Origin of the sequence: Vibrio sp. SCSIO 43140 (genome assembly GCF_023716585.1) — a bacterium.
Lineage (GTDB): Bacteria > Pseudomonadota > Gammaproteobacteria > Enterobacterales > Vibrionaceae > Vibrio > Vibrio maritimus_B.
Genome location: NZ_CP071850.1, coordinates 2,966,220 through 2,992,210 on the forward strand (window position 1 = coordinate 2,966,220; position 25,991 = coordinate 2,992,210).

General features: G+C 44.4%; 20 protein-coding genes and 2 tRNA genes. 17 read left to right on the forward strand and 5 right to left on the reverse strand.

The features are described 5' to 3' along the window. The first annotated feature begins 24 nt into the window (after positions 1–24). Positions 25–960, forward strand: coding sequence for a LysR family transcriptional regulator (locus tag J4N45_RS14210; RefSeq protein WP_252012065.1), 936 nt, complete (start codon positions 25–27; stop codon positions 958–960). Here the strand turns inward: J4N45_RS14210 and J4N45_RS14215 are convergent. After that, positions 911–1,651, reverse strand: a complete 741-nt coding sequence (locus J4N45_RS14215) for a glycerophosphodiester phosphodiesterase family protein (protein WP_252012067.1) — start codon at positions 1,649–1,651, stop codon at positions 911–913. The genes J4N45_RS14210 and J4N45_RS14215 overlap by 50 nt on opposite strands. A gap of 112 nt (positions 1,652–1,763) precedes the next feature. Here J4N45_RS14215 and J4N45_RS14220 point away from each other — a divergent pair, with 112 nt between their 5' ends. Next, the gene (locus J4N45_RS14220) at positions 1,764–2,525 is read left to right on the forward strand and encodes an MBL fold metallo-hydrolase (RefSeq protein WP_252012069.1); all 762 of its coding nucleotides are present in this window, start codon (positions 1,764–1,766) and stop codon (positions 2,523–2,525) included. Here J4N45_RS14220 and J4N45_RS14225 read toward each other — a convergent pair. Continuing rightward, a complete protein-coding gene (locus J4N45_RS14225; protein ID WP_252012071.1) occupies positions 2,522–3,058 on the reverse strand; it encodes a lipocalin family protein in 537 nt (178 codons plus the stop codon). The genes J4N45_RS14220 and J4N45_RS14225 overlap by 4 nt on opposite strands. A 141-nt stretch (positions 3,059–3,199) precedes the next feature. Between J4N45_RS14225 and J4N45_RS14230 the strand changes: the two genes are divergently transcribed. From J4N45_RS14230 to J4N45_RS14250, 5 genes are all read left to right on the forward strand, one after another. Beyond that, a complete protein-coding gene (locus J4N45_RS14230; RefSeq protein ID WP_042472456.1) occupies positions 3,200–3,865 on the forward strand; it encodes a DUF2726 domain-containing protein in 666 nt (221 codons plus the stop codon). Positions 3,866–4,045: 180 nt separating this feature from the next. Beyond that, positions 4,046–4,122: transfer RNA gene (locus tag J4N45_RS14235), tRNA-Val, on the forward strand. Positions 4,123–4,161: 39 nt separating this feature from the next. Further along, a tRNA-Val gene (locus J4N45_RS14240) sits at positions 4,162–4,238 on the forward strand. Between the two features lie 233 nt (positions 4,239–4,471). Next, on the forward strand, positions 4,472–4,693 hold the full coding sequence (locus J4N45_RS14245) for a hypothetical protein (protein ID WP_252012074.1): 222 nt from the start codon (positions 4,472–4,474) through the stop codon (positions 4,691–4,693). 216 nt (positions 4,694–4,909) lie between these two features. Further along, on the forward strand, positions 4,910–5,602 hold the full coding sequence (locus J4N45_RS14250) for a hypothetical protein (protein WP_252012076.1): 693 nt from the start codon (positions 4,910–4,912) through the stop codon (positions 5,600–5,602). A 212-nt stretch (positions 5,603–5,814) separates the two neighbouring features. Here J4N45_RS14250 and J4N45_RS14255 read toward each other — a convergent pair whose 3' ends face one another. Further along, positions 5,815–7,113, reverse strand: coding sequence for a carbohydrate porin (locus J4N45_RS14255; RefSeq protein WP_252012078.1), 1,299 nt, complete (start codon positions 7,111–7,113; stop codon positions 5,815–5,817). Between the two features lie 479 nt (positions 7,114–7,592). On the opposite strand from J4N45_RS14255, the gene J4N45_RS14260 reads away from it, so the two are divergent. Further along, a complete protein-coding gene (locus J4N45_RS14260) occupies positions 7,593–8,480 on the forward strand; it encodes a MalM family protein (RefSeq protein WP_252012079.1) in 888 nt (295 codons plus the stop codon). A 106-nt stretch (positions 8,481–8,586) separates the two neighbouring features. Here the strand turns inward: J4N45_RS14260 and J4N45_RS14265 are convergent, their stop codons facing one another. Beyond that, positions 8,587–10,893: a family 31 carbohydrate-binding protein gene (locus J4N45_RS14265; protein ID WP_252012090.1), complete on the reverse strand. Its 2,307-nt coding sequence runs from the start codon at positions 10,891–10,893 to the stop codon at positions 8,587–8,589. 404 nt (positions 10,894–11,297) lie between these two features. On the opposite strand from J4N45_RS14265, the gene J4N45_RS14270 reads away from it, so the two are divergent. Together J4N45_RS14270 and J4N45_RS14275 are read left to right on the forward strand one after the other, a co-directional pair. Then, entirely contained in the window at positions 11,298–13,046 is a 1,749-nt protein-coding gene (locus J4N45_RS14270; protein WP_252012092.1) for a family 31 carbohydrate-binding protein, read from the forward strand. 278 nt (positions 13,047–13,324) lie between these two features. Beyond that, the gene (locus J4N45_RS14275; RefSeq protein WP_252012094.1) at positions 13,325–14,368 is read left to right on the forward strand and encodes an aldose epimerase family protein; all 1,044 of its coding nucleotides are present in this window, start codon (positions 13,325–13,327) and stop codon (positions 14,366–14,368) included. Between the two features lie 77 nt (positions 14,369–14,445). Here the strand turns inward: J4N45_RS14275 and J4N45_RS14280 are convergent, their stop codons facing one another. Continuing rightward, complete coding sequence (locus J4N45_RS14280; RefSeq protein ID WP_252012096.1) at positions 14,446–16,482, reverse strand: HAMP domain-containing methyl-accepting chemotaxis protein; 2,037 nt, start codon at positions 16,480–16,482, stop codon at positions 14,446–14,448. 385 nt (positions 16,483–16,867) lie between these two features. On the opposite strand from J4N45_RS14280, the gene J4N45_RS14285 reads away from it, so the two are divergent. The 7 genes from J4N45_RS14285 to J4N45_RS14315 all read left to right on the forward strand — a co-directional run bounded on the left by J4N45_RS14285 (position 16,868) and on the right by J4N45_RS14315 (position 25,991). Further along, positions 16,868–18,133, forward strand: a complete 1,266-nt coding sequence (locus J4N45_RS14285; protein WP_252012098.1) for an ABC transporter substrate-binding protein — start codon at positions 16,868–16,870, stop codon at positions 18,131–18,133. A gap of 117 nt (positions 18,134–18,250) precedes the next feature. After that, a complete protein-coding gene (locus J4N45_RS14290; RefSeq protein ID WP_252012100.1) occupies positions 18,251–19,201 on the forward strand; it encodes a carbohydrate ABC transporter permease in 951 nt (316 codons plus the stop codon). 9 nt (positions 19,202–19,210) lie between these two features. Next, positions 19,211–20,038 carry a carbohydrate ABC transporter permease gene (locus J4N45_RS14295; protein WP_128649500.1) on the forward strand — a complete coding sequence of 276 codons (828 nt, stop codon included), beginning with the start codon at positions 19,211–19,213 and terminating at the stop codon, positions 20,036–20,038. 21 nt (positions 20,039–20,059) lie between these two features. Further along, positions 20,060–21,157, forward strand: a complete 1,098-nt coding sequence (locus tag J4N45_RS14300; RefSeq protein ID WP_252012103.1) for an ABC transporter ATP-binding protein — start codon at positions 20,060–20,062, stop codon at positions 21,155–21,157. 104 nt (positions 21,158–21,261) lie between these two features. Next, entirely contained in the window at positions 21,262–22,728 is a 1,467-nt protein-coding gene (locus J4N45_RS14305) for a glycosyl hydrolase (RefSeq protein WP_252012105.1), read from the forward strand. Positions 22,729–23,399: 671 nt separating this feature from the next. Then, positions 23,400–24,395 carry a D-xylose ABC transporter substrate-binding protein gene (gene xylF / locus J4N45_RS14310; protein WP_252012107.1) on the forward strand — a complete coding sequence of 332 codons (996 nt, stop codon included), beginning with the start codon at positions 23,400–23,402 and terminating at the stop codon, positions 24,393–24,395. Positions 24,396–24,461: 66 nt separating this feature from the next. Beyond that, positions 24,462–25,991 carry a xylose ABC transporter ATP-binding protein gene (locus J4N45_RS14315; RefSeq protein ID WP_252012109.1) on the forward strand — a complete coding sequence of 510 codons (1,530 nt, stop codon included), beginning with the start codon at positions 24,462–24,464 and terminating at the stop codon, positions 25,989–25,991.

The window sequence follows — 25,991 nt, forward strand, 5'->3', positions numbered from 1 at the left end:
CAATTCTCATAGGACTTGTGACTAATGGACACAAATAAGCTCATGGCAATGCTTCCCGACATCGCAGCGTTCGTGACCGTTGTAGAGTCAGGCAGTTTTACTGCTGCTTCACAGCGCTTAGGCGTCACGCCTTCGGGTGTCAGTCGCCAGATTAGTCGCTTGGAGTCAGCATTGAATGCGGATTTGTTAGAACGGACTACTCGTAAGCAAGTGACCACTGAGACGGGCAAGATTGTTTACGAGTACAGCAAAAAGATAATGGAGTCGGCAGCAGACATAGTGCATGTTACAAGCCAAGATTTAGGTGAGGTAACGGGTGAGCTGCGCATCGCGGCACCTAAAGCATTCAGCCGCCGGATCTTGCAGCCACTCATGCTCGAGTTTTTAGCGAAATACCCTGAGGTGAAGCTTCGCTTGATCGTAAGCGATGAGTTTATCGATCCGTTCGGCCATAACCTCGACTTTGTCTTCGAGTTAACGCATTTCCCAAGAGAGAATTTAGTCGCTAAATCGCTGGGTGAAATCAAAGCGGTACTCTGTGCCAATAAGGCGTATCTTCAAGAGCATGGCATTCCATTTCACCCTAATAATTTACTCGATCATGATTGTTTGTATCTTAATGAGCAACCTAACGATAATGTCTGGCTGTTCTCAAAAGATGAAGATAACGTCAAAGTACAGGTGCACGGGCGTTACTCTGTGAATCATTCTGAGATGCGGCTCAATGCCGTGAAAGAGGGGTTAGGAATAGGCATTTTTCCGGAGTTTGTTGTCGATGAATCGATAGACAACGGAGAGGTATTGCAGGTATTACCTGAGTGGCGAGTAAACTCTCGTTATCAAGGGGAAATCATCATGCAATTTCCCCAATCTAAGTTCACCCCGGCGAGACGAAGGGCGTTTATCGATTTTATGGTTGAGTCGATGTCTCGAAATTCGTCGCACCCTCAAAGCGAGTAGGGAAGTCGGTAAAGATGGCATCGACGCTATCTAAGTGCTTAAAGGATTTTGGATTATTGACGGTATAGCACCAAATCTCGACGTCGAGCTCTCGCAATATGTTGATATGGTTGGCGGTGAGCCATTTGTAATTTAGGTGACAACTAAAAGCATTGACATCGAGTATGGTTGCCAGCGTTTTGCGGTTGACGCGCTTTGCTAACACGCCTAGTCGAATTCCGAGTTCTGCTTGGTGGAGTTCGCGCATCACGTCGTTACTGAAACTCGAGATAATGAGATTACTCTTGTTAAAAGCGCTTTTCTCAAGCTCAGTCTTAAGCAATGAAACAACGTAGGCTGGGTCGTGACTGTCGACCTTAACTTCTAGGTTTATCGACATGTCATTAGCACCACAGAACTCTAGAAGAGCCTCAAGGGTGATAATAGACTCACCTTGAAACTCCGCTGACTTCCAAGAACCAAAATCTAGGGCTTGAAGCTCTTTCAGTGTCAGTTCATCGACTCGTCCTTTGCCGTTACTGCAACGATTGACGGTGTGGTCATGGCATACAACCAAAACATTGTCTTTGGTTGGTTGCACATCAACTTCAACCCATTTCATGTCTAGCTGTTTTGCAGCCTGTATACTGACCATAGTGTTTTCTGGATGCGTTCCCGCGACACCACGATGACCGACAAAAATAACGCTCATAAGCAAACCTCAAAAAAAGCGATGGCTATCGCTACAAAGAATAGGTGTTGTTGCAATGTTGTTAACATCAAGTTATCTTGCAATAAGGTTGTCTGACCAGTTAGCAGGGCTTATGAAAATTCACCAGATCTCAGGATATATCCAACAAATCTATCTCGCAGAGTACCCAGAGAAGTTGTTACTACTGGATGGTGCTAGCCGCGCTGATGTCGGCACGATATTACGCTATATTCGCGACGAACTGAATCGTCCGATATCGGATCTTAAAGCCATTGTGGTTACCCACATGCATCCCGACCACGCAGGGGCTGCGCACAGGTTAAAAAAACTGACAGGTGCGAAAATTGTGTCTCGTTCACATCATAAAGCATGGTACTCAGGCGCTGATGGCATTCTCATGCATCTTACCGATCTGTTTCTTGCTCGATACATGGCGAATAGAATGGGTAAACCGAAGAGAAACCTTTGGTATCAAAGAAAGCTTAAGGTCGACCACGCGGTTACTGATGGTGACGCTGTACCAATGTTTGAAGATTGGCAGGTGATCGATACTCCGGGGCACACAGATCGTGATATTTCAGTTTACAACGCGAAGCACTCGACAGTGTATGTCGCAGACTTGATGGTTGAAGTGAAAAAGCACTTAATTGCTCCTTTTCCAGTATTCCACCCAAACCAATATCGACGCTCAGTGGATAAGGTGTATAACTTGAACGCGAAAAGTGTATTGTTGGCGCATCGTGGGCCCGTTGAGTTTGATGAGGTAGCAAGGAATCATATCCTCGACACCGCACCAAGAAGACCTGTGACTCATTGGCGGGTGACGAAGATAAAGCTCAATAGTGTATTGAAATCAATGTGGTCTAAGCGTTAATTGGTTTGCGCTTTGTCATGGTTAGGGTAGATAAGCGACGCAGTATCAAAGCCCGCGTTTTTGGCCACCTCGACGTACTGTTCCAGCTTCTGGCTGTCTATGGTTGGCGTTCTGGACAGGATCCAGAAATAATCCGAGTTGTAGCCACTCACTAGAGCGACTGAGTAGTCTTCTTCCAGGTAGTAAACTACATAGCTACCGTAGAAAGGTCCGAAGAACGACACTTTGAGGTGAGCGATATCTTGCGCTTCAACAAACTTCGCTTTACCAATCGCCTCTGACCATTCTTTATCCTCGGTATCCCAGCCTCGGTTGAGTACTTTCACAGACCCATCGTCATTCATAGAGTAGGTCGCAGAGACGTTGTCGAGACCACGCTCAAAGCTGTGGCCGAGTCGAGCGACTTCGTACCACTTACCGAGATATCGATCGAGGTCGAAGCCTGTTACAGGTTTCACCGTATCTGGCATCCCAGTACAACCCAATAGCATCAAACTCAAAGAAAACAGCATAAATTGTCGAATCAGTTTCATCCTAAAACCTCTTTTTTGGATTGGTTACCTATTGAATATACGTCACTTTATTAGGATAACACCACAAAGATTGCATCTATTGGTTATTGAGCTTAATCTGAGCACGTACTCTGTCTATTTTTGTTAGGTATCACTAAAAACATGTTAGAGATTTTTATTGTTCTTGCCTTGTTGGTTGGCTTCTCCATGGTTGCACTTAAATACTTTGTGAAACAGGAAGATACCAAGTCATATCAATACAAAGTGAAAGGACCAATCTTATCGTCAGCTCAGACCGCGTTTTATAACGCGTTAAAAGAAGCAGTTGGCGAGCACGGTGTGATCTTAACGAAGGTGAGCATGGCAAACGTCGTGACACCTCAACAAATGAAGAGCAAGAAGCAGTGGTTTATCGCCAACAACGTAATAGCCAAAAGCTACTTTGATTTTGTTGTTTGTGACCCACGAACGATGCAGCCACGAGTCATTATCGAATATGACAATGGACAAAAGCTTCATAAAGGCAAAATAGAGCGTCAGAAGCTGATAATGCAGGTATGTAAGTCTGCAAACATTCCGCTTATTGGTGCATCGGTCAAACTGAGTTACCAAGTCGGCAAAATTCGCCGTTTGCTTGCCGCTCACATCGATTTAATTGAGCCAGACAAAGAAGTGCGTTTTTGTAAGCGCTGCGGCAGCCCAATGAACATCAAAACGGCGATGCAAGGGGAGTTCAAAGGACGACGCTTTTTCACATGTAGCCGCCAGCCGTTGTGCCAGTACACAGAAAACTACAATGTGGTATTTGATGACGAAGAATCGGCATAATCAGTCAGTTCCAACGCAGGTAAGTGAGGGCAACGATTTGATAGCCTTCACGTTTTTTCAGCAGTAGCGCATAAAAAAGAGCCGAATTGATGGCGAATGCGTCAAACGACACCAAAAACACAAAAATGTACTTGCACAGCTAAGTTAGTCTGGTTAATATCCTTCTCGTTCCAGAGAGATGGGTCCGTAGCTCAGTTGGTTAGAGTACTACCTTGACATGGTAGGGGTCGGCGATTCGAGTTCGCCCGGACCCACCATCCTTCTATGAATGTTTATTCAGAATGGAACAAAAATTTGGGTCCGTAGCTCAGTTGGTTAGAGTACTACCTTGACATGGTAGGGGTCGGCGATTCGAGTTCGCCCGGACCCACCAAATTTTCGAAAAAGCCCGCTTTTAAAGCGGGCTTTTTTGTATCTGGCCGTTTGGAAATTCCTTTCCATTTTTATGAAGCTCATACTTCTTTTCCCAGCTTGATGACCATTGTTCTCCATTTATCCTCAGATAGAGCATGTCACGCCCTATATCTACCGTTTATCGCACCAATAAGAACTGAAGCTCTCATCGCTGTACGATAGAACTCAGGACCACAGCAGAAGGAAAGCGTCATGAATGGTAAGAACATAAGAATAGTCTTGAGGTGGGCACACATAGTATTAGCGCTACTTGTAGGTGCAGCATTCTACTCACCTTTAGCAAGCAATGAAGCCTATATGGCAGCGACGCTATGGGGACTCATTCCAGCGCTTGCTTTGACAGGTATTGGTATGTGGAAGCAGTCATCGTTTATGAAGCTTTTAAAGCCAGTGAACAAGAGGGCACACCAATAGAGGAAAAATTGCGCGAGAATTCATAGATCTCGCGTTAACTTTCTTTTGGTTTAGGGACTAAAACGAAGCTAGATGAGTTCGAAGTAATTATTCCACCCAATAACAATGAGCTCTCGATATTCACAACGTAAATATCAGAAATAGATTTTGCCCTATAGTTTGATTGGGTTGCGGCGGTTAGGATTTGCACATCACAAAACATGAAGGCAAAACATCATGAAATTAATCTCGATTCAAAAAACTAAACTCCTTTGCTCTGCACTTGCTGTCGCTTTACTTGCCGGTTGCTCATCAAGTGGCGGAAGCTCATCCCCAACAGAACCGCTACCTGAGTTTGATGGTGACCTAGGTTTTGAAAATGTTGATCCTGGCTATGGTAACAGTGCGCCAGAAGGCTCAGAACCCACAGAGCCGGATTTTGGTTTTGATCTCGGCTATGTTTACATTCCAGATTTAGGTCTAGATGTGCCTGTACATCTGCCGGAGTATGAATCACCGGTTAATCCAAATGCGAAGATCTCTACGGTCAAAGAGCGTGATTTGGATGGTGAGATCTTATACTCGATTACATACAATGGTAAACGTGTTGGTGAAATATTAATCAAAGATGATGTAATTACGATTTCTTCGTTGCACTCTGAACACACTATTACAGGTAGCAAGAATGGCAATGGTACTTGGACGGTCCGAGACTCTGATGGCAATATTCGTGGGGATGTGAAGCGTATCGATGACGGTAAGTGGATCGTTCGAGAAGAGATTAGCCGTGCGTCTTATATCGTTGTTTATCATGAGGGTGAATGGAAAGCCGTTCCTGTGGCAGACATCAAGCCTAAGTTAAAAGAACAGGTTAACAAAGAGCGTATCGATCGCGTTAAACAACGCGTCAAGATGAGTCGTCCGAGTTAAATTATCTTTTATTTATAAATAAAAAGAGGTCGAACCCTTGCTGCCGCTTATGTTGGGATGGTTCGACCTTAAAACCCCGCAAAAGGGGTGGGGGTTATTGCTGTTGCTAGCAATGAAAAAAAACACTAGAAACTGATACGTCTATCGAAATTGCTCACCTCCTTCCATTGAGATAATGCTGCCCCTTCAAAAGCGAAGGGGCAAACAATCGGTTACCACCACATGTCCACTTGAACACCTACGATAAAATCGTGGTCGTCTTCACCAGCGTTTGAAGAAACGCCTGGGTTACCTTTAAGGTATGTCGCCAATAGACGGATTTCTGGAGCTGGACCGAAACCAGTTCCTACTGTCCATGTTGGAGCGATGGTTGCTTTATAAGTCGCATTGCCGCCATTGTCGCGGTTCGCACTGTTGTCGGTGTAGCCAAATTCAGCGGCGATTGCGAAGTCATCAATAGAAGGCATGGTGTAAACAGGGCGAACCATTGCATACCAGTATGAGAAGTCATCTACGTTGTCTTCATAAGATGTTTGTTCGTAACCCACAGCAGGGAAGAACAACCAGTTTTCACCGATATAGCCACCGTATGCTTGCGCGCGAACTGTTCTATCACCGTCTTTTACTGCAGACATCAATGTTTGCTCAGTCGAACCATCAATGAAGCCAACGCCGCCTGGACTGTATGCGTTATAGTTGGTAAATGTACGACCTAGCATGGTTGAACCACCCAGACCTTGACCGTATTGAACACCGACTTTAGAGAAGCCGTTTCCAAAGCCAAAGAAGTTAGAAGGAGAGTATTGAACGTGACCTTCGAAACCAGATTTCGCGAACTCATCGCCGTTCACGTTTTCACCCATCTGTTTTGCCATACCTTCGATACGCCATTGACCATAGTCTGCACGAACGTGGAAAGCATTTAGCATCTCGTTGTCACCAACGGAGTTGTTACTAGCGATATAGGCAAAATCCCATAGACCACCACCTAACTCAGTACCTTTAACACCGATACCAGTGCCAGAATAATCAGTGTAGAAGAAGTCAGTCATGAAGATATAGTTGTCACGACCGTAGTAACGCTGACCGCCCCATAGCGTACCAGTGTTCGTTACACCATCAAATTCAACGAATGATTCGATCAAACCTGTCGCTTTACCATCGATATTCGCATAGCCGTTACTACCATTACCGTTAGGGTTGTCTTGACCTAGACGCGCGTTGATACGAACACTTTTACCGTCTGAGTCTTCCGTTTTTTCCCAGTCCCAGCGCTGCATAAACGCCAGCTCCCAGAAATCGTCAGCTTCTAAGCCTAAACGCCCCAATGTCTCCTTTTGCCCACCCCATCGGTGCTGTTTGAAATTTTCTTTGGCACTAGTGAAGGCACCTGCACGGAAATAACCGTGAAATTCAAAATCTGAGGTTGGTTTTTCTGCTAAAGCTGGCATTGAAGATATTGCAGCCACTCCTGCAATAAATAGAGCTTTGCTTAATGCTGTTTTTTCCATGTTGTTCTCCAACTAATTATATGAATAGCATTGAGTACTTATCGTGTATGGTAAGAGATAAGTTGCCATTGATAATAAGTAGAGAATCTATATATTTAGGTGATATTGATCACTTGTGAATAATGAATTTTGTTGACATTTGTCACGATAAAAAAAGAATGAAAAATATGAAAATTGGAATGAGATATTACGTAATAGTTACGTTTTTTGATTATGGTGTTTATCTATCTATTACCATCTGTATTGGTGCTTTTTTACAAGATTTATTAATTGAATTTCGAAATTTATCATTTTAAATGAAACCCGGTTTACCTCACATAACGACCATGGATTAAAGTGATGTCGTTAATTAGAATTAGGAGGCGAATATATAAAGAATAAACAAGTTATGTGATGGTTTTATTGCTTCTACTAAAATATGACGTGATAGATTTAACCTGAGTTATTTAGCTTGATTAGTTTCCACATGGAGGAGTTCAATGAAACGTGTGTTTTTAGCTGCCGTCGTCGCGTCTTTGATAGGATGTACGTCTTCACAAGTTCAAACTAGTGAATCTAGCCCTTTAGGCATTACCGAGCTAAGTAGTCAAAAGGATTGTTGTACCACGCTGAGTAAAGTGAGTTATGAACCGATCACCAAATCGGGTGATCTCACTGCGGTTATTGATACTAACTCACAGAAAGTAGGTTTAGTAAGTGGAGTCAGTTACGTGAAAGGCTATGAACTCCCAGTTTTTGATGGAGAGGCGAACTTAGAGGTTATCTCTCTAGTTGGTAATCAAGTCTTTGTCCCATCGATCCTTATTTTAGACAATGAATACAAAGCACTGGATGTACTCTCTAGTTCGGATTTGAGCTATCGCAATAGTGGAATTATGTACTCCACACACTACGCGATGGAAAAAACGATTTCCCAAAAATACCCGAATGGGAAGTCACCCCGTTACTTGGTCATTTTCACGACGGATAAAGACCTTAAGAACTCTACACTAATTAAACCTTCAAGTGACTCTGCGATTCGATCTGGGAGTGTAGAGGCAAATCTCGCGGCTAACACAGAGTGGAATATCCCACATGCAGCCGTTGGAACTGTGGAGCTTGAGCTCGACTATTCTGGTCCCGCAGTAAGACAAGAGTCAAAACAACAACAGCAAGACCGAGAAGCGGCACTCGCTGCCGTGGTGGTTACAGATCAGCAATCAGTGATGGATACAGAGTTCGTTGAGTTGTTCGATGACAGAATTCGCGCAGCCGTTCGAGCCGGTGAGTTTGATCGTGCTTTGGATATAATGAAGCAAGCCGAAAAGCAAGGATCGCCCACGGCAAGAGAGACGTTTGTCGAAGCGATGAAGAATTTTGAAGGCTAGGCATATTGTCTTAGTGCTTCTGACTCCACTCTTTTTTTAAAACTAAAAGCCCGCAATATCAACTGCGGGCTTTCTTCTTGGTTAATTATCAATACTAACGAAAACCCTAAAGCGCCATCAGATATTCAACCAGTTCGTTTCGAGCTTGTTGACTCGCATTGAAGTAGTTATCTGATTGAGTTTGGGCATCACCGCCGTGTCTTTGCAATACGGCATCAACGCTGGTTGCTTGTCCATCATGCATCAGCGTCAGCATATTGGCATCGCCACTTTTGACATAGCCGCTCAAACCGATTCCCCAGAGTGGGGCAGTACGGAATGCGCCTTCGCCAAGGTCGTGAAGGAGTAGATCGGTATACGGATGAATCGTCTGATTCGATAGCTCTGGAAATTCACTGTCAGTACCAGTTTGTACCGTCATTTTATGGCAAGAGTTACACCCAAATTCTTGGAAACGGTTATGTCCAGGCATGGTCGTTAGGTTTTGACGAGGCGTGGGTACGGCCACAAGCTTCGTATACACTACCATATCTTGAACATGATTATCTGCGAGCTCCATGGGGCCAAAGCCCTCGAAACTGGTGCCAATACCCATATCGTCATGCAGCGCCTTAGCGATTTGATGCTCAACACTCATAGTTTCTGCTCGCCATCCAAACCGGCCAACGTACTGTTGTCCTTCTACCGTCACGTAGTTAATCGTTCCTCCATTTTCCTCAGCCCATTGTTCAATAGTTTCTTGAGGGATGTTCTCGAGCAAACCTAAACCAAACATTTTAGGAGGGACAACATCCTGTCTCGCTTGCATATCTCCCACACCATTGAGCGTGTGACATTGGGTACAGCTTGGTTGAATAGGGTCAGTGGTTAATCCAGCCATTTCAGGGAAAGGTAGGTTCCCGTTGATGGCTTGTGGACCCGGTAGGAACTCCTCGACGTGATCACCTGATGTAAAGTTAGTGTGGATCAGGCGACGTCCGTCTAGCCACGACTGAACATTGCCTCTATCAAGATTGTATACATGTTGCATAAAACTTAAGCGTTGCTGAGCACCACCGCTTGCAGAGAGTTGCGGTACAGTCGTATTACCACCGAGTTGAGCGAAGCCGTCATTAATGTTGAGTGGTCCTACTGCACTATCGCGATTGTTTACGGTCAACCCTTGCCCCAAGACGTATCTAAAAGTTTGTCCGTAGTAATTGACGTTATCGCCTGTTGTTTGAGCTCGGTCGAAGCTGATAGTGGTCTCAAACTCAATCTGCTCGCCAGCTTCAAATGGTCGATTGATATGAGGCCAACGTTGCATAACGGCGCGCCATGTCGTTGCTGTCGCTCGTTGGTCACGAGTTGCTTGGCAAGCAGGGACAACTGATCCATCGTTTAATACCACATCCATAACATAGCCGTAGGAGAAGTTCGTCTCATCACCATAAATCTTGTGGTAACGCCAGTTAGGGGTTTGTTGGTTGCAAGACTTTTCATTGCCAAACACATCGGTCATTGCGAGTGGTATTGCGCTGTTTAATGTCACAACGACACAAGGTTCAGTTGTGCCACAGGCTGATTGTCTTGAGTCACTCGCGCTTGGAAGAGTGTAGTCCTCTAAAATAAAGGAGCCGAAGCGACCTTCCCAATACTCCACATTAAAGTTATTGAAGTCATTACCCGAAAGTTCATGTCGAACACGATAACGTTCCGCGATTTCATTAACTACGACACCATCACCGCCCGAAACGGGATTCCGAGCGAATACAGAGTCCGTGAACTGACCCGTTTCACCTTGGTTATCAATAGCTTGGTAGGTAACCTGATAAGTCCCTTGTAATGAAGGTGTGAACTGCCAAGCACCTTGTGCTTGTGAAATAGTTTCGTTTAATACAATTTGATTATCTGGCGCGGTTACGCGAACTGAAAGTGTTGTGATTGAAGCCTGTTCACTACTAGCAGTTGCAGAAATAGAAACGACCTCGCCGACGGTTGCATTGCTCGGTGAAGCGCTTGCGCTGATTGTAGGAGCGTCGGGTTCAATCGGGGGCGGTGTTGTACCTCCTCCATCGCCACCGGCGTCTGCGGTAATGGTGTATTCAGGTGAAATGTACTGTGAGAGCACGTTGTCTTGGACTTTTAGCTGCAATCGATAGGATTCGCCTGTAACAATGGCTTGCTCTGTCACCGTCCTTTGCCAAAATCCATCGACGAGCTGTGCACTACCGCAGTAATCATCGACACACAAATAGGCCCACTGGCCTGTCCAACCACCATCTTCAGCATACGCAACCGCAGGGTTGCCTGGCTCGATGCGGGTATTGATTTCTGCGTAAGAGAGTGGACTGTATATGGCGACGATTATAGAGCTTAACCCTAATGCCTTTAGGTATTTGTGGTTAGGAGGAGAGTATTCGCTTTTATGCATAACATTAACTTCCATATTAATTGATGTTATTGGTTTGGTTTCCCTATTATCTCTAGCAGCTGATGAGATGAAGGGTATTGCGAAAACTCACTTGTTGTTTACCGAATTTAATTAACTTGAGATGAATTTGTTTTTCTTGTTACGTAGATGACAGTTGTCACATTTTGCTTTGTTAGTAAGTTATTTTTGATCTTTTCATAACTAACGTATTTTTGTGATGTGAGTCATTGCTGCTAGGTATTTTTCGTTGGTTGGATCAACTTTATTATTATCTTAATAATCAATATCAATTATGATTTTTTCTGATTATATTTTCATATTTTTCTTGTGTGATTTTGCTCAAATAATATATCGACATTTTTAATCTATGCTCTTTCTCGATTCGTCATACATGGAGAAAAGTAATGAAACGAACCTATTTGTCATTAATCGCTGCAGGAGTAATGTCACTATCTGCGTCAGCATGGAGTTTGGACGGAGTGTTAGTGCCCGAGAGTGGTATTTTAGTCTCTGTCGGTCAAGACGTGGACAGCGTAAACGATTATGCAAGTGCTTTGGGAGCAATACCGGCGGGTGTGACAAACTACGTCGGAATCGTCAATTTGGATGGTCTGAATTCCGATGCGGATGCTGGTGCTGGTCGCAACAATATTGCTGAACTTGCTAACGCTTACCCAACAAGTGCGCTAGTGGTTGGCGTGTCGATGAATGGTGAAGTTGATGCGGTTGCTAGCGGGCAATATAACGCTAATATCGATACGTTATTAAATACCCTTGCTGGTTACGATAGGCCTGTTTATCTTCGCTGGGCATATGAGGTTGATGGACCATGGAATGGCCATTCACCGAGTGGTATTGTGACTAGCTTCCAATATGTCCATGATCGCATCATTGCCTTGGGGCATCAGGCGAAAATATCCTTAGTGTGGCAAGTGGCTTCGTACTGTCCGACTCCAGGTGGTCAACTTGATCAATGGTGGCCGGGCTCTGAATACGTAGACTGGGTAGGTCTATCTTATTTTGCTCCTCAAGATTGTAACTGGGATCGTGTTAATGAAGCCGCTCAGTTTGCGCGAAGCAAAGGCAAACCACTTTTCTTAAATGAATCGACGCCTCAACGCTACCAAGTTGCCGATCTTACCTATTCAGCAGATCCAGCTAAGGGCACTAATCGACAAAGTAAAACCTCTCAGCAGCTGTGGGATGAGTGGTTTGCACCTTACTTTCAGTTTATGAGTGATAACTCAGACATTGTAAGAGGTTTCACCTACATCAATGCTGACTGGGATAGCCAGTGGCGTTGGGCCGCTCCTTATAATGAAGGATATTGGGGTGACAGCCGAGTTCAAGCTAATGCATTGATTAAATCGAACTGGCAGCAGGAGATTGCGAAAGGACAATACATCAACCACTCTGAGACACTGTTCGAGACATTAGGCTATGGCTCAACTGGCGGTGGTGGTGATAATGGCGGTGGAGATAACGGTGGTGGCGATAATGGAGGAACGAATCCAACAGAGCCGTGCAATGAAGAGTTCGGGTACCGATACGTGAGTGATTCAACCATAGAAGTTTTCCACAAAAATAATGGCTGGTCAGCGGAATGGAACTACGTCTGTTTGAATGGACTCTGCTTGCAAGGAGAACTCAAGAATGGCGAGTACGTCAAACAGTTTGATGCGCAGCTAGGATCGACATACGGTATCGAGTTTAAAGTGGCAGATGGAGGATCGCAGTTCATAACCGACAAGTCTGTCACTTTTGAAAATAAACAATGTGGCTCTACTGGCACACCAGGTGGTGGCGATAACGGCTCTGGCGTTGACAATGGAGGTGACAACGGAAGTGGTGGCGACAATGGTTCAGGTGGCGGCACCGATCCCAGTCAATGTAGCGCTGATTTTGGTTACAATTATCGCTCGGACACAGAGATTGAGGTATTTCATAAAGATCTTGGTTGGTCTGCAAGTTGGAACTACATCTGCTTAGATGACTATTGTGTACCAGGTGATAATTCTGGAGATAGCTATAGTCGTAGTTTTAATGCAACTTTAGGTAGTGACTATAAAATTACATTTAAAGTAGAAGACAGCGCCTCTCAGTTTATTATCGAGAAAAACATCACGTTCGGGAATACAAGTTGCGCTCAATAAATAACCACTAAAAATAGAGGGGTTAATAGCCTCTCTATTTTTATTTAAATAAGACAATATATCTTACTGTTATGGTTTCATATGGTAAAGTAGGAGGCCCAGTTTATTTGTACTACTACTTTTTGTTGTCAGTTCTTAATTCTACCTTACAACATTTCATACTCTTCATTCACGATGTGATCTCGCACATCGTTATCATTTTACATCAACCTAGAGCTAAATATCATAATAGCGCAATGCTATCCGCTTTCTAAAATCGTAATAAAAAAGGAGTGGATATGGACCATAAAACAACATTAGTCGAGCCTTCTGCCTGGGGCGACTACTCACTGTATTGTTTAGAAAACAGTAACGGTGTCCGCGTCGAAATTAGTGACTTAGGCGCATCCATAGTGAGCTTCAAACTCAAAGATAGATACCATAGAGAAAGAAACATAGTTCTTGGTTACAACCGTCCAGAGCATTACCTAGCGGGACAAGCGTACGTGGGCGGTGTTGTTGGACCTTGGGGTAATCGTATTGAAAATGGTCGCTATGATCACGCTGGAAATCCTATTCAGTTGTGCCAGAACGAAGGGAGTAACCATTTACATGGTGGTGACTGTGAACTTCACAAACGTCGCTGGGACGTTACTATCTTGGCCGCTCAGGGGATTACGCTTGAAACGCAGGTAAACAAAGGAGAGGGTGGTTATCCTGCAAATTTGAGGATTTGCGTCACCTATCGTTTAAGTGACGCTAATGAACTGACGGTTCACTATTGGGTTGAATCGGACGATGATTGTCCCGTTAATCTGACGCATCACGCTTACTTCAATCTAAGTGGAGGCAAGCATGATGTTCAGGGGCATATAGTGGCGATTGATGCTGACGAGTACTGGGATACTAATGCTGAGCAAATCCCTACGCAATCACGTTCAGTGATGGGCACTGCGATGGACTTCCTTCAACCGAAACGAATTGCTTTGGGCTTTGCCACAGAAGAAGCGGCGCTTGTCTCCGCTGGTGGCTACGATCATTGTTTTATTCTGAATGGTGAGGGGTTGAGACCCGTAGGGTGGGCATTTGAGCAATCAGGTGGGATTGTCCTCGAAGTGATGTCAGATAGACCCGCAATGCAGTTCTACACTGGAAATCACTTAGGTGACCATAAAGATTCATTCGGCAAACCGTTTGGTACACATATGGGATTTTGTTTCGAGACCCAAAGTTACCCAAATCAAGTCAATATGCCAGATATCGCTGATCAAGTATTAGTAACACCTAATCGTCCTTTTAACTCTACGACGGTGTTTAAAGCGAGCGTGGAGGGTCACGCGTAACATTCTGTTTTAAAGCAATAAATAAAAAGGACAGTCAATAAACTGTCCTTTTTTGTGGTCAATGATAAATGTTCTAATTAGATGGGTTTGATGTCAGTTCCCGCGCTAATATCGAACCTTTGAATAATGTGAGTATTAATCTGTACCACGTTCTCTAACTCTTGGCACTGCGCCTCTGTCTTCTGGCACATGTCGCTGATTTGCACAGATTCGTCTTTAAGTTCATTCATGCTTTCAACGAGTTGTCGTGCCACTATGCTTTGTTCTTCGGCGGATGCGCTGACTTGAATGCTCATGCCGTTAACAATATTAATGTCTTCAAGTACCTTGGAATAACTGTTTCCAACTAAGGTAGCATCGTCAGCGTTTTGTTGTGAATGACTCACACATTCACGCACTTCTGTAGCGATATCAGCAATCTCAGCGTTTAAGTCACCCAAAATAGATTGAATCGTCAAGGTTGAGTTTTGAGTCTTCTCTGCCAATTGTCGAATTTCATTCGCGACTACAGAGAACCCTCTGCCGTGTTCACCAGCGCGTGCTGATTCGATTGCCGCGTTCAGTGCAAGCAGGTTAGTTTGCTCAGCAATGTTTTGAATAACTTGTAAGACGGACTCAACCGATTGACTGCGCTCCAGCAAGCTGTCCATTTTCTTATCACATTGGCCAAGCTGTTCGGCAAGCGACAATATGGAGTTGATGCTGTTGTTAGTGACTCCCGCGCACTCATCACCGTTAAGTTTCGCTCGACCAATGGCATCTTGAGTAGAGGTTGCGGCCGAAGCGACTTCTTGAATGGCGAGATTCATTTGCTCTAGAGAAACAGACATAGCTTCGATGTTTAGACTCTGCTTGTTAGTGACTTGCGCAGTGTGTTCTGTGCGAGTCGCAATAGTATGACTCGCTGACAATAGAGATTCAGAACCAGATTGGAGCTGAGACACGATATCAAGTAAGTGGCTCTGCACTTGGTTCGTTGCCGAACTAAGTTTCCCAAACTCATCTTTACTGACGGGAATATCTTCGTTAGTTAAACGCCCATTAGCGATACGAGTTAAAGAGGTGATGAGTTTGGACATAGCAGAGCGAATACGAAGCGTCAGCAGTGAGCTCGCGCCTATGGCAATGACCAAAGCCATCGCTAGAAGACCTAATGTCATCTGTGTCGCTGTCATGGCAGATTGGCGCGAGCTATTTATCTTGTTCTGCGTCATTAAAACGAGCAGAGCTTCCACTTCATTAAGCTGGCTCTTAAGGGAGCTGTTGGCTTGCATTAATAGTGCCTGCTGCTCCACAGTCACGTTTTGCTGTTCTAAGTTATTTAGGTGCAGTGTCAGCACACCATCAGAGGAATTTATGGCTGTAAAAAGCGGTTCGAGTATGGATGCTGCTTCTAGAGAAAATGCCGGGTTTTTCTTGGCGATGAAATCGATTTTCTTTTCAAGCATACGGTTGTGTCGGTCTAGCCCGGATTTAACCACCCAGACTTCATCTGATGTAGTAAGTAATAGTATCTGACGGATCAGTTTATCGGCGGAATTAAAATGAAACTGCAAAAATTGTATGTCTCGTTCTCTTACCCCTTCTGTTACTTGCAGTTTATTAAGGTTATTCCCTATGGTGTCTGCCGATTGACTGTATAAAACCGCACTAAGCTGAGCACCGATAGAGGCCTGCGCCGAGATATCCTTACTTGCGAGCTGTGCCTCCATCAGAGGTACGAAGTCGGCTAGGGTGGTCGATAGCGTGTCGAGTTTAACTTGCTCGAGAGTTGGCAACCAACTTGCTATATCGAGCGCTGATAGCCAAATAGCAAGTGCCTCCAGTTCATTAATGAGTTCACTGCTGTCTACTGCCGTGGTTTCATTTTGTCGTACGCTTTCATCTCGGCGCGAGGTGTCTGGGTTGTATAGTGCGACTAAGTTAGATGCTTCTAAAAGACGATTCCTTAATTGGTTAAACTGATTGAGAGGGTCGATAACTTGAGATTCAACACTGTCGATTTGCTCGGTCATGTGTTGTGCATTTCGGTATGCGCTGGCAGACAATAAGAATACACTGAGAGAGATAAGCGCGAAGACAAATATAATTTGTTTTATTATAGAATTTAGCATCTGATTCCTTCCTATTATTGTCCTTTAATTGTAGTTTTGGTTCGATAATACCAAGTGTGATGTAAAGCATGATTAGTTGATAATAATATTGATGGATGTCTCATATTCGATTAGTCTAAAATTCGAATATATTTTCAAGGATTGAAATGAAAACTATGGCAAGTATTATTATATCTCTCACCACATTTATTCTATTTATTTCCTGCGAATAACGATATTTAGTAATGTCATTATGAAAAGTGATATTTATTATCTGGTGTTACGCTGGTCACATTTCAAAGCTTGCCAAAGTTTCCATAACAACAAAAATAATATGTAACTCTCACGTGAAGCTTACCCAGTTCGAGAGTCATATTGGATAAAAATTAAAAAATGGAGTAATACCATGCTAAGAAACCACAAACTTAGTAAAGTGTTTAGTGCTACAGCGATTTCCCTATTTCTTTCTTCTACAGCATTCGCTGACACCACGGTTCGAATGATGCACATCGAAACGGACCCGAACGTGCTTGGTGTATGGGAAGAGATTGCCAAAGACTTTGAAGCAAAGAACCCTGACATCAAGGTTAATCTGGAGTTTCTAGAGAACGAAGCGTTCAAAGCAAAACTGCCAACGCTACTTCAGTCACAACAAAAACCTGACCTTTTCTATAGCTGGGGCGGTGGTAACTTCCAAGTTCGCGCTGAGTCTGGTTTGTTGGAAGACATGGAAGGCTACTCAGCAACTCTTAATCAAGAACTCTCTGCTGCGGGAATGAATGCCTTCAAAATTGACGGCAAGCAATACGGCGCGCCATACATGGTTAGCCAAGTAGGTTTTTGGTACAACAAGAAATTGTTCAAGCAAGCAGGAATTGATGGCGAAAGCATCCAAACATGGGATGAGTTCCTAACCGCTATTGAGAAACTAAAAGCCGCAGGTATTACTCCTATCGCAGTCGGTGGCGCAGATAAGTGGCCAATGCACTTTTACTGGAGCTACCTAGTAATGCGAGCGGGTGGTCAAGAAGCGTTTGCCGCAGCAATGCAAGACCAAGGCGACGGATTTGCTGGTGAAGCCTTTGTTCGTGCAGGTGAAGAACTTAAACGCCTTGCTGCGCTAGAACCTTTCCAGCCTGGCTTTATGGCAGCGGGTTATGGTGAGTCTGCAGGTCTATTTGGTGACTACAAAGCCGCTATCCATCTAATGGGTGACTGGGATTATAACTTCCAAGCACAACAAGCGGTTGATAAGAAAGGTGTGGTTGACTCAGACCTTGGCTTTATGAACTTCCCTGTACTTAAAGGTGGTGCCGGTGCGGGTAGCGATACGCTAGGCGGCATCAATGGTTTCGCTTTTGCTAAGGGCGCTAAACCAGAAGCTGCGAGATGGTTGGAATTCTTCCTTAACGAAAACAGCCAGACCAAGCTTGCGGAGATTGACCAAATCATTCCAGTTGCAAAAGGTGCAGACAAAGGGCTGCAAAACCCATTTAAGCAAAAAATTTCCCAAACAATTTCAAGCGCGCAATGGCACCAAGTGTTCTTTGACCAAGCTCTAGGTGCAGATGTTGGCGGTGTTGTTAATGACATCTCTGTTGGCATCGTTAACGGCGACGTAACCCCGAGAGAGGCTGCTGAGCAAGTGCAAGAAGCGTGGGAGATGCGTTAATTCAACGTAATGGATGACGTTTAACGTTATTTAGCGTTCGTAAAAGCTGGCTATACCGACCTTGTCGGACTTCGTTCACCTATTAGCCAGCTTTACCTCACAATTTAAGGAGTATGTATGAGTGAGAAGTTAGCAGCCATGGTTGACGATCCTCAAGAAACCAAATCCGCTGGTTTTGGCCACTGGCTAAAAGAAAGGAACCACGGGAATCGATTGTTAACCCTAGTGTTTTTCCTGCCGCCCGCACTATTGCTGTTTACTGTTTTTGTCATGTTACCGCTCGGAGAAGCTGCCTATTACAGTTTTTTCAAGTGGAACGGTTATGGTGAACCAACACAGTTCGTCGAGTTTAAAAACTATGCACGAATTCTTAAGCACAGTGCGTTTGAAACCGCTGCGTGGAACACAGTAAAAATCATTTTAGTTTCATTGGTCATCCAGTTGCCTTTGGCATTGATTGTCGCCTTGAGTATTTACAAACAAAGCTGGTCAAACAGCGTCTTTCGCTTGATCTTCTTTTTGCCTTACATTCTTGCAGAAGTTGTCGCGGGTCTGATCTGGCGTTTCGTTTTCGACGGTGACTACGGAATGATGGCAGGTATTGCCGAATCATTGGGCACAGACCCTTGGTACATTCTCGCTGACAGAGATTGGGCATTTACCGCTATTTTGGTGGTCATTGTTTGGAAGTATTTTGGTTTCCACATGATGATTTATATCGCCGCACTTCAAGGTGTGCCTAAAGATTTGATCGAAGCCTCCAAGCTCGATGGAGCGTCAAAACTGCAAGCAATCTGGCATGTAAAAATCCCACTTATTATGTCGGGGATAAAAGTTTCCATATTCTTCAGTATCTTGGGTGCTTTGCAAACCTTCGATCTCATAATGCCATTAACAGGTGGTGGCCCATCGCATAGCAGTCATTCATTGGTGAGTTATCTATATACCTTCGGTATTACACGAATGAATGTTGGTTTTGGTAGTGCGGTTGGTGTCGTGTTGTTCATAGCCTGTGTCGTGTTCGCATTCACTTATCAGAACACAATCATGAAAGAAGACAAGAAGTAGGGGCTCATCATGGAAAAGATTAAGAATATTCAGTGGGTCAGGATGTCCTTCTTGATGCTGGTAGCCGGGTTTGTACTTTTGCCGATGGTGGCAACGTTATTCGGTGGTTTTAAAAGCCTCGGGGAGCTTCGTACTAACCCATTTGGTATCCCTGAAGTGTGGGAACTCGAACACTACGCGACAGTATTTGCTGATGGTAGCATTTGGATTTTGATGAAGAACTCTCTCATCATCGCTGCATTATCGGTCATTCTCACGCTACTCGTTGGAACAATGACGGCGTTTACGTTCTCGCATATAAAATTTGCTGGTTACAAGTACGTCTATAGCTATTTTCTAATGGGGATGATGTTCCCAGCGGCGGCGGCAATATTACCTCTGTTCCTGCGTATACGAGACCTAGCGCTGCTTGATACTTTACCAGGTATCGTCATTCCGCAAGTCGCGTTTGGGCTTGGGTTTAGCATCCTTTTATTTAGAACCTTCTTTGAACAGCTACCAGCTGAGTTATTTGACGCGGCACGTGTTGATGGTTGTAGTTATGCCAAGTTCTATCTACACATTATTCTTCCGCTATCTACGCCAATACTTGCAACCGTTGGTGTGTTTGTCTTGGTGGGCAGTTGGAACAACTATCTACTTCCACTGCTCGTTTTGAATACTGAAGATATGTATCCATGGACCCTCGGTATCATGAAGTATCGCGGAGAGTACGGTATCGCATGGAACAAGATCCTTGCGTATGTATCGGTAACGATTACCCCAGCGATCGTATTCTTCTTGCTGGCTCAAAAATACATAGTTGCGGGTTTGACCGGCGGCGCGGTGAAAGGTTAATTAGGAAAGGAATTATCAAAAATGGCTTCAGTTTCATTTAAGAACTTAGAGAAAGTGTATTCTGGCGACGTTCGTATAGTAAAGGACTTCAACCTAGACATTAAAGATGGTGAATTCATCGTATTTCTTGGTCCATCAGGCTGTGGTAAGTCCACAACATTGAGAATGCTTGCAGGACTCGAGGACATCACCGGTGGGGAGATTTCGATTGGTGGTCAGGTCGTAAACAACCTAGAGCCAAAGGATCGTAATATCGCAATGGTATTCCAAAGCTACGCGCTTTATCCGCACATGACAGTGTATGAGAACATTGCCTTTGCGCTCAAACTTGCAGGCGCTAGCAAAGAGGAAATCGCAAATAAGGTTCGCCCTGTAGCCGACATGCTCCAGCTCACGCCGCTACTGGATCGTAAACCTAAGGCGTTATCCGGTGGTCAACGCCAACGCGTGGCAATGGGCCGTGCAATGGTTCGTACACCAGAGGTATTTTTGTTTGATGAACCACTATCAAACTTGGATGCAAAACTGCGTAACGCAATGCGAAGCGAAATCAAAGCACTTCACAAGAAACTTCAGAAGACAACCATCTATGTGACGCACGACCAAGTAGAGGCGATGACCTTAGCTGATCGCATTGTCATTCTTCGTGATGGTCGTATAGAGCAAGTCGGTACACCGAAAGAGATTTACCAAAACCCTGCGAATAAATTTGTCGCTGGTTTTATCGGCAGCCCAACAATGAATCTATTGCCCGCTGAACTTGCGAATGACGATAGTGGCTGGCACCTAGAGCTAGCAGGTCAGAAGTTATCTCTAGCAGGCGATGTTGATGCACAAGTGGATAGAGAAAAAGTCACTATGGGGATTCGCCCAAGCGATGTTCATTTAACACCAGAGCTTCTAGAGCGCCCAGTTAAAGTGACTGCAACAGTCGAAAGCTACGAGTTACTGGGGTCAACCATTCAGATAATGAACCGATTCGGTGACCATAGTTTGGTGGTTGAAGCACCTTCGACACAAGCGGTGAAAGAGGGTGATCAAATTGATTTATATCTAGATGGCTCACAGCTGCATGTGTTTGACACAAGCAAAGAAAAATCTGTGTATGTCGCACACTAACTGCCATTAAGCAGACATTAAATCTAAAGACTCGATAAGCAAACACTCATCGGATACCAAAGGCCCTCCGGGGCCTTTTTTTTACCTCAAAGAAAGGATTTTATATGAGAAAACTTATTATCCCTGTTATTGCCTCTGTGGCCAGTGCTGTCATCATTGCGGGGTGTAGCAGTCAGCCAAACACGGTGGCGGTGGATACGGCGCCGAAAGCACTACCTGCAGACATTGCAAAAAAGCCCATTGAACTATTTGTAGGCCAAGACCTTGGTGCAGTTGGTGGGTTAAAAGATTACGACCAAGGCTATGTCGACTATTTTGGCATCCCAAGCGGTGTAACGGTTTATACCAGTCTAAAAGATCTTGAAGGTCTCGAGCAGAAGGTGAACTACGGCGCGGGTGATAACCATGCAAATCTCTACTTAGAAAGTGACGCGTTTAAAGGCGTTGATATCGCGATGGGGCTCTACTTGGTAGACCAACTTGATGCTATCAACGCGGGTAAGTTAGACAGTAACATTTCCAAATTGGCTAACTGGATCAGTCAATCAGAAAGAACGGTTTACCTGCGAATCGGTTATGAGTTTGAGGGTAGTTGGAATGGTTACGCTTCTGATGATTATAAAGCGGCATACCGACGTATTGTTGATGGTCTAAACAAACTTAATGTTGATAACGTTGAATACGTGTGGCAATCCAGTGGCTATGAAGAGGATAGAGAGGAACTATTGAGCTACTATCCAGGCGATGCTTATGTAGACTGGGTAGCCTATTCATACTTCAACCACGACCCAAAACTGGCGGGACAAGAAATGCTGCGCATTGCTCGTGAACGTGGCAAACCAGTCATGATTGCAGAGCTTACTCCGCGCGGTTATAACCTGATGCTGGATGATGGTAAAAAAACATGGGATAGCTGGTTCAAGCCTTTTTTGAATCATCTAAAAGAAAACCAAGACGTTATCAAAATCATCGCGTACATCAATGCCGACTGGGATGTACAGCCGATGTGGAAAGGTCAAGGTTGGGGTGACACACGCCTTCAATCGAACTTATACATCGCGAATAAATGGCGCAGAACCATCAAGAGAGAAGAGTGGTTGGTTACGTCAACGGTTGCCATTCCACCAATTTTCTTGCTTCCAGACGACTACGATGAGTTGAAACAAGCACGAAACAAAGCCGCTGAAGACACTGTACCACAAGAAAACCAGTGGCAGGCTGAAGATGCGACGCCAACCGGCAATGTACGTATCTACCCAGATGGCGCTGCAGCAGGCGGCAAGGGGATGGCATATATGTATCAGCAGGGTGACTCTTTGACCTTTAAAGGTGTCCCTCAGTCTAACTATTTTGTGATTCGCTATGCGTCGGAACGGTCAGGCAAAATTGGCCTGTTTGTCAACGGTCAACGATCTTATGACATAGAGTTCGATTCGACAGGTTCTTGGGTTGGAACGTACAACAAAGTAGAGATGCGAGTTGATATTCCAGAAGGGGCTGAGGTAGCCATCAAGTGGGAAACCGGTGATACGGCACTAAACACGGACTACGTGGTTTTTGACAGACGATAATTGTCGAAGCGCTCTATTAAGAATCAAAGCTAAGCTTCTCTTTATGAGAAGCTTTTTTTTAGGTTTAACCCGAGAAAGAACGTTGATCTTCTTAAGTCATTCTTCAGAGCTTATCTATTTTGATGAAATGCGAAATTTGATAAATGATTTGGGTTTAAATATCCGTCACCTTGTGCAGAGTACTAGTCCTAATTCGCATCTCTATCGGCATAGTTTACGCTCATGGGGTTTATGAATTTTAAGTGGACAAATTGTAATCATTAGAGATTTATCCTGCATTTTCTGATTAACCTAGATGTTTGGTCCAGCCCGTCTAGTCTGTAATGTAAAGCACAGAAGCCAAGTTAAACAGAGTGAAATCGTTGTTATTAGGTTTGTGTGAGCGTGATCGTTGATTCGAACAAAAATAACAGTAGAGCTAAGTCTTTAGTTTTAAATACTGTTATGAAATTGGCTCAAAAGTTCGTTTATTTATAGCACTAGATGCTATCTCCTGCCTAAGTCACAAAAATAATAGATTGAAATGTAGTCGAAGTCACATTGGTTGCGGAAAACTAAAAAACGTAAAAGCTTGCTCAAAAATGCCAAAAGAACTCTTCGCGATTGCTGACTAAGTTAGTACTAATTCAACGCTAAGTTGGATTTCCAATAATCGTGAAAAGGAAAATAACATGAAAAAAATAATGACGGGTCTTTGCGCAATTGCTCTTGCTCTTTCATCGGTGTCAGCGTTAGCAGATACGGTAAAAATTGGTATGGCAATCGATGACTTGAGGTTAGAGCGCTGGCAGAAAGACAGAGATATTTTTGTCAACAAAGCAGAGGAGCTAGGGGCGAAAGTCTATGTTCAGTCTGCCAATGGTAATGAGCAGACTCAAATCTCTCAGATCGAAAATATGATATCGCGAGGTGTCGATGTATTGGTCATCATTCCTTATAACGGTGAGGTTCTTAGTAACGTTATCGCCGAGGCGAAACGAGATGGGATTGAAGTTCTTGCCTACGATCGCTTGATTAATAATGCGGACATTGATTTCTACTTGTCTTTTGACAATGAGAAGGTCGGGGAAATGCAGGCTCAAGCCATGTTGGACTCTAAACCAAATGGTAACTACTTTTTGATGGGCGGTGCGCCGACAGACAACAACGCCAAACTGTTCCGCCAAGGTCAAATGAATGTACTGCAGCCTAAGATTGATGCTGGCGATATCAAAGTGGTCGGTGATCAATGGGTGGACTCATGGTTAGCAGAGAATGCGCTTAAAATCATGGAAAACGCTCTGACAGCGAATAATAACAATATTGATGTCGTTGTTGCTTCAAACGACTCAACGGCTGGTGGCGCGATTCAAGCGTTAGATGCGCAAGGGCTTGCGGGTAAGGTGGCGATTTCAGGACAAGATGCTGACTTAGCCGCAGTCCGTCGCATTGTAGATGGAACTCAAACCATGACAGTGTACAAGCCTATCAGTACGCTTGCTGCTCGTGCTGCGGAAATTGCGGTAGAACTCGGTAGCAACGAAACACCAGAATCAAACGCTACCCTTAACAACGGTTCGAAGGACGTTCCTGCTTGGCTACTAGAACCTATCACAGTGAATAAATCCAATATCAAACAAACGCTTGTTGCTGACAAGTTCCACGCAGAAAAAGACATCTACCAATAGATTCTAAGTCGTTCGCGTGAGCCCTTCGGGCTCACGTTATCAGTCTTTGATTAAAGGGAGTGAAGTATGGTTCCGCTATTGGAAATGAAAGGTATTGTGAAGCGTTTTGGAAAAGTAAAAGCGCTTGATGGAGTGAGTATATCTCTTGAAAAAGGTGAAATACTTTCTTTGTGTGGAGAGAACGGCTCAGGCAAATCAACCTTGATGAAAGTGTTGTGCGGAATCTATCCCTCAGGCGAGTTTGAAGGCGAAATTCTATTCCAAGGAAAACCTCTAGTTGCAAAGGGTATCTCAGATTCAGAAACACTCGGGATTGCGATTATTCACCAAGAGTTGACCCTAGTGAAAGAGTTATCTGTTCTTGAAAACTTATTTTTGGGAAAAGAGATCGAAACATTTGGTGTTCTAGATTTCGACAAAATGCATGCCGAGTCAGAGAAACTGCTTGAGAAGGTCAAGCTGAATGTCTCGCCAGAAACGAAGGTTGGGGATCTTGGAGTGGGTCAGCAGCAATTAATCGAAATCGCAAAGGCACTATCGAAAGAAGCCAAACTCTTAGTATTAGATGAGCCAACTGCGCCTCTTACTGAGTCGGAAACTGAGATCCTACTGGACTTGGTACAAGGCTTAAAAAATGAGGGAGTCAGCTGTATCTATATCTCCCATAAGCTCAATGAAGTGAAGGCGATCTCTGACCATATTTGTGTGATACGAGATGGTTGCCACATCGGTACCAGAACCGCTTCTTCACTGACCACCGATGACATTATCACCATGATGGTGGGTAGGGAGATGAAGCAACTGTTTCCTAGAGAGGAACATGAGATTGGAGATGTCGTATTACTGGTTGAGAACGTGTCCGCATGGGATAAAGCGAACCGCTCTGTCGCAAAAGTGAAGAACGCGAACTTTGCTCTTCGCAAAGGCGAAATCCTTGGTATATCAGGATTGGTGGGAGCAGGTCGTACTGAACTAATGGAGTGCATTTACGGCTGCTATCAAGGCAAGCACCAAGGCGATATCTACCTAGACGGCGAGAAGCTGTCAATCAACAGTAGCCAAGACGCATTGCATTCTGGAATCGCAATGGTACCAGAAGACCGTAAACGTCACGGCATTGTGCCAATTATGGGAGTAGGGCAGAACATTACGTTAGCTGGACTCGAAGGGTTCGCTCGCGCTGGTGTGTTAGATGATATAAAGGAGGCATCTACCATTGAAGACTCCATTCGTTCCCTTACGGTGAAAACCTCCGACTCTGAACTGCCTATACGGAGCTTGTCAGGCGGTAACCAACAAAAAGCCATCCTCGCAAGATTTCTCCTCGTGAGCCCAAAGATTCTGATACTTGATGAGCCGACTCGTGGCATCGATGTCGGTGCTAAGTACGAGATCTATAAACTCATTTTTACACTCGTTAAACAGGGTATCAGCGTCATTATGGTTTCTTCTGAGCTGCCAGAAGTACTGGGAATTAGTGATCGGGTTTTGGTCATGCATGAGGGTGAAATAAAGGGCGATCTAATTAATAACAACCTGACTCAAGAGCTCATCATGGACTGTGCTCTTTCTGAAAAAGTGACAGAGGCGGTATAA

What these genes read in the sequence shown, in the direction of transcription:
- J4N45_RS14220 (WP_252012069.1), top strand. Translation starts at nt 1,764, where the DNA reads ATGAAAATTCACCAGATCTCAGGATATATCCAACAAATCTATCTCGCA.
- J4N45_RS14295 (WP_128649500.1), top strand. Translation starts at nt 19,211, where the DNA reads ATGGAAAAGATTAAGAATATTCAGTGGGTCAGGATGTCCTTCTTGATG.
- xylF (WP_252012107.1), top strand. Translation starts at nt 23,400, where the DNA reads ATGAAAAAAATAATGACGGGTCTTTGCGCAATTGCTCTTGCTCTTTCA.
- J4N45_RS14225 (WP_252012071.1), bottom strand. Translation starts at nt 3,058, where the DNA reads ATGAAACTGATTCGACAATTTATGCTGTTTTCTTTGAGTTTGATGCTA.
- J4N45_RS14305 (WP_252012105.1), top strand. Translation starts at nt 21,262, where the DNA reads ATGAGAAAACTTATTATCCCTGTTATTGCCTCTGTGGCCAGTGCTGTC.
- J4N45_RS14290 (WP_252012100.1), top strand. Translation starts at nt 18,251, where the DNA reads ATGAGTGAGAAGTTAGCAGCCATGGTTGACGATCCTCAAGAAACCAAA.
- J4N45_RS14270 (WP_252012092.1), top strand. Translation starts at nt 11,298, where the DNA reads ATGAAACGAACCTATTTGTCATTAATCGCTGCAGGAGTAATGTCACTA.
- J4N45_RS14210 (WP_252012065.1), top strand. Translation starts at nt 25, where the DNA reads ATGGACACAAATAAGCTCATGGCAATGCTTCCCGACATCGCAGCGTTC.
- J4N45_RS14230 (WP_042472456.1), top strand. Translation starts at nt 3,200, where the DNA reads ATGTTAGAGATTTTTATTGTTCTTGCCTTGTTGGTTGGCTTCTCCATG.
- J4N45_RS14215 (WP_252012067.1), bottom strand. Translation starts at nt 1,651, where the DNA reads ATGAGCGTTATTTTTGTCGGTCATCGTGGTGTCGCGGGAACGCATCCA.
- J4N45_RS14265 (WP_252012090.1), bottom strand. Translation starts at nt 10,893, where the DNA reads ATGCATAAAAGCGAATACTCTCCTCCTAACCACAAATACCTAAAGGCA.
- J4N45_RS14315 (WP_252012109.1), top strand. Translation starts at nt 24,462, where the DNA reads ATGGTTCCGCTATTGGAAATGAAAGGTATTGTGAAGCGTTTTGGAAAA.
- J4N45_RS14260 (WP_252012079.1), top strand. Translation starts at nt 7,593, where the DNA reads ATGAAACGTGTGTTTTTAGCTGCCGTCGTCGCGTCTTTGATAGGATGT.
- J4N45_RS14285 (WP_252012098.1), top strand. Translation starts at nt 16,868, where the DNA reads ATGCTAAGAAACCACAAACTTAGTAAAGTGTTTAGTGCTACAGCGATT.
- J4N45_RS14245 (WP_252012074.1), top strand. Translation starts at nt 4,472, where the DNA reads ATGAATGGTAAGAACATAAGAATAGTCTTGAGGTGGGCACACATAGTA.
- J4N45_RS14255 (WP_252012078.1), bottom strand. Translation starts at nt 7,113, where the DNA reads ATGGAAAAAACAGCATTAAGCAAAGCTCTATTTATTGCAGGAGTGGCT.
- J4N45_RS14250 (WP_252012076.1), top strand. Translation starts at nt 4,910, where the DNA reads ATGAAATTAATCTCGATTCAAAAAACTAAACTCCTTTGCTCTGCACTT.
- J4N45_RS14275 (WP_252012094.1), top strand. Translation starts at nt 13,325, where the DNA reads ATGGACCATAAAACAACATTAGTCGAGCCTTCTGCCTGGGGCGACTAC.
- J4N45_RS14300 (WP_252012103.1), top strand. Translation starts at nt 20,060, where the DNA reads ATGGCTTCAGTTTCATTTAAGAACTTAGAGAAAGTGTATTCTGGCGAC.
- J4N45_RS14280 (WP_252012096.1), bottom strand. Translation starts at nt 16,482, where the DNA reads ATGCTAAATTCTATAATAAAACAAATTATATTTGTCTTCGCGCTTATC.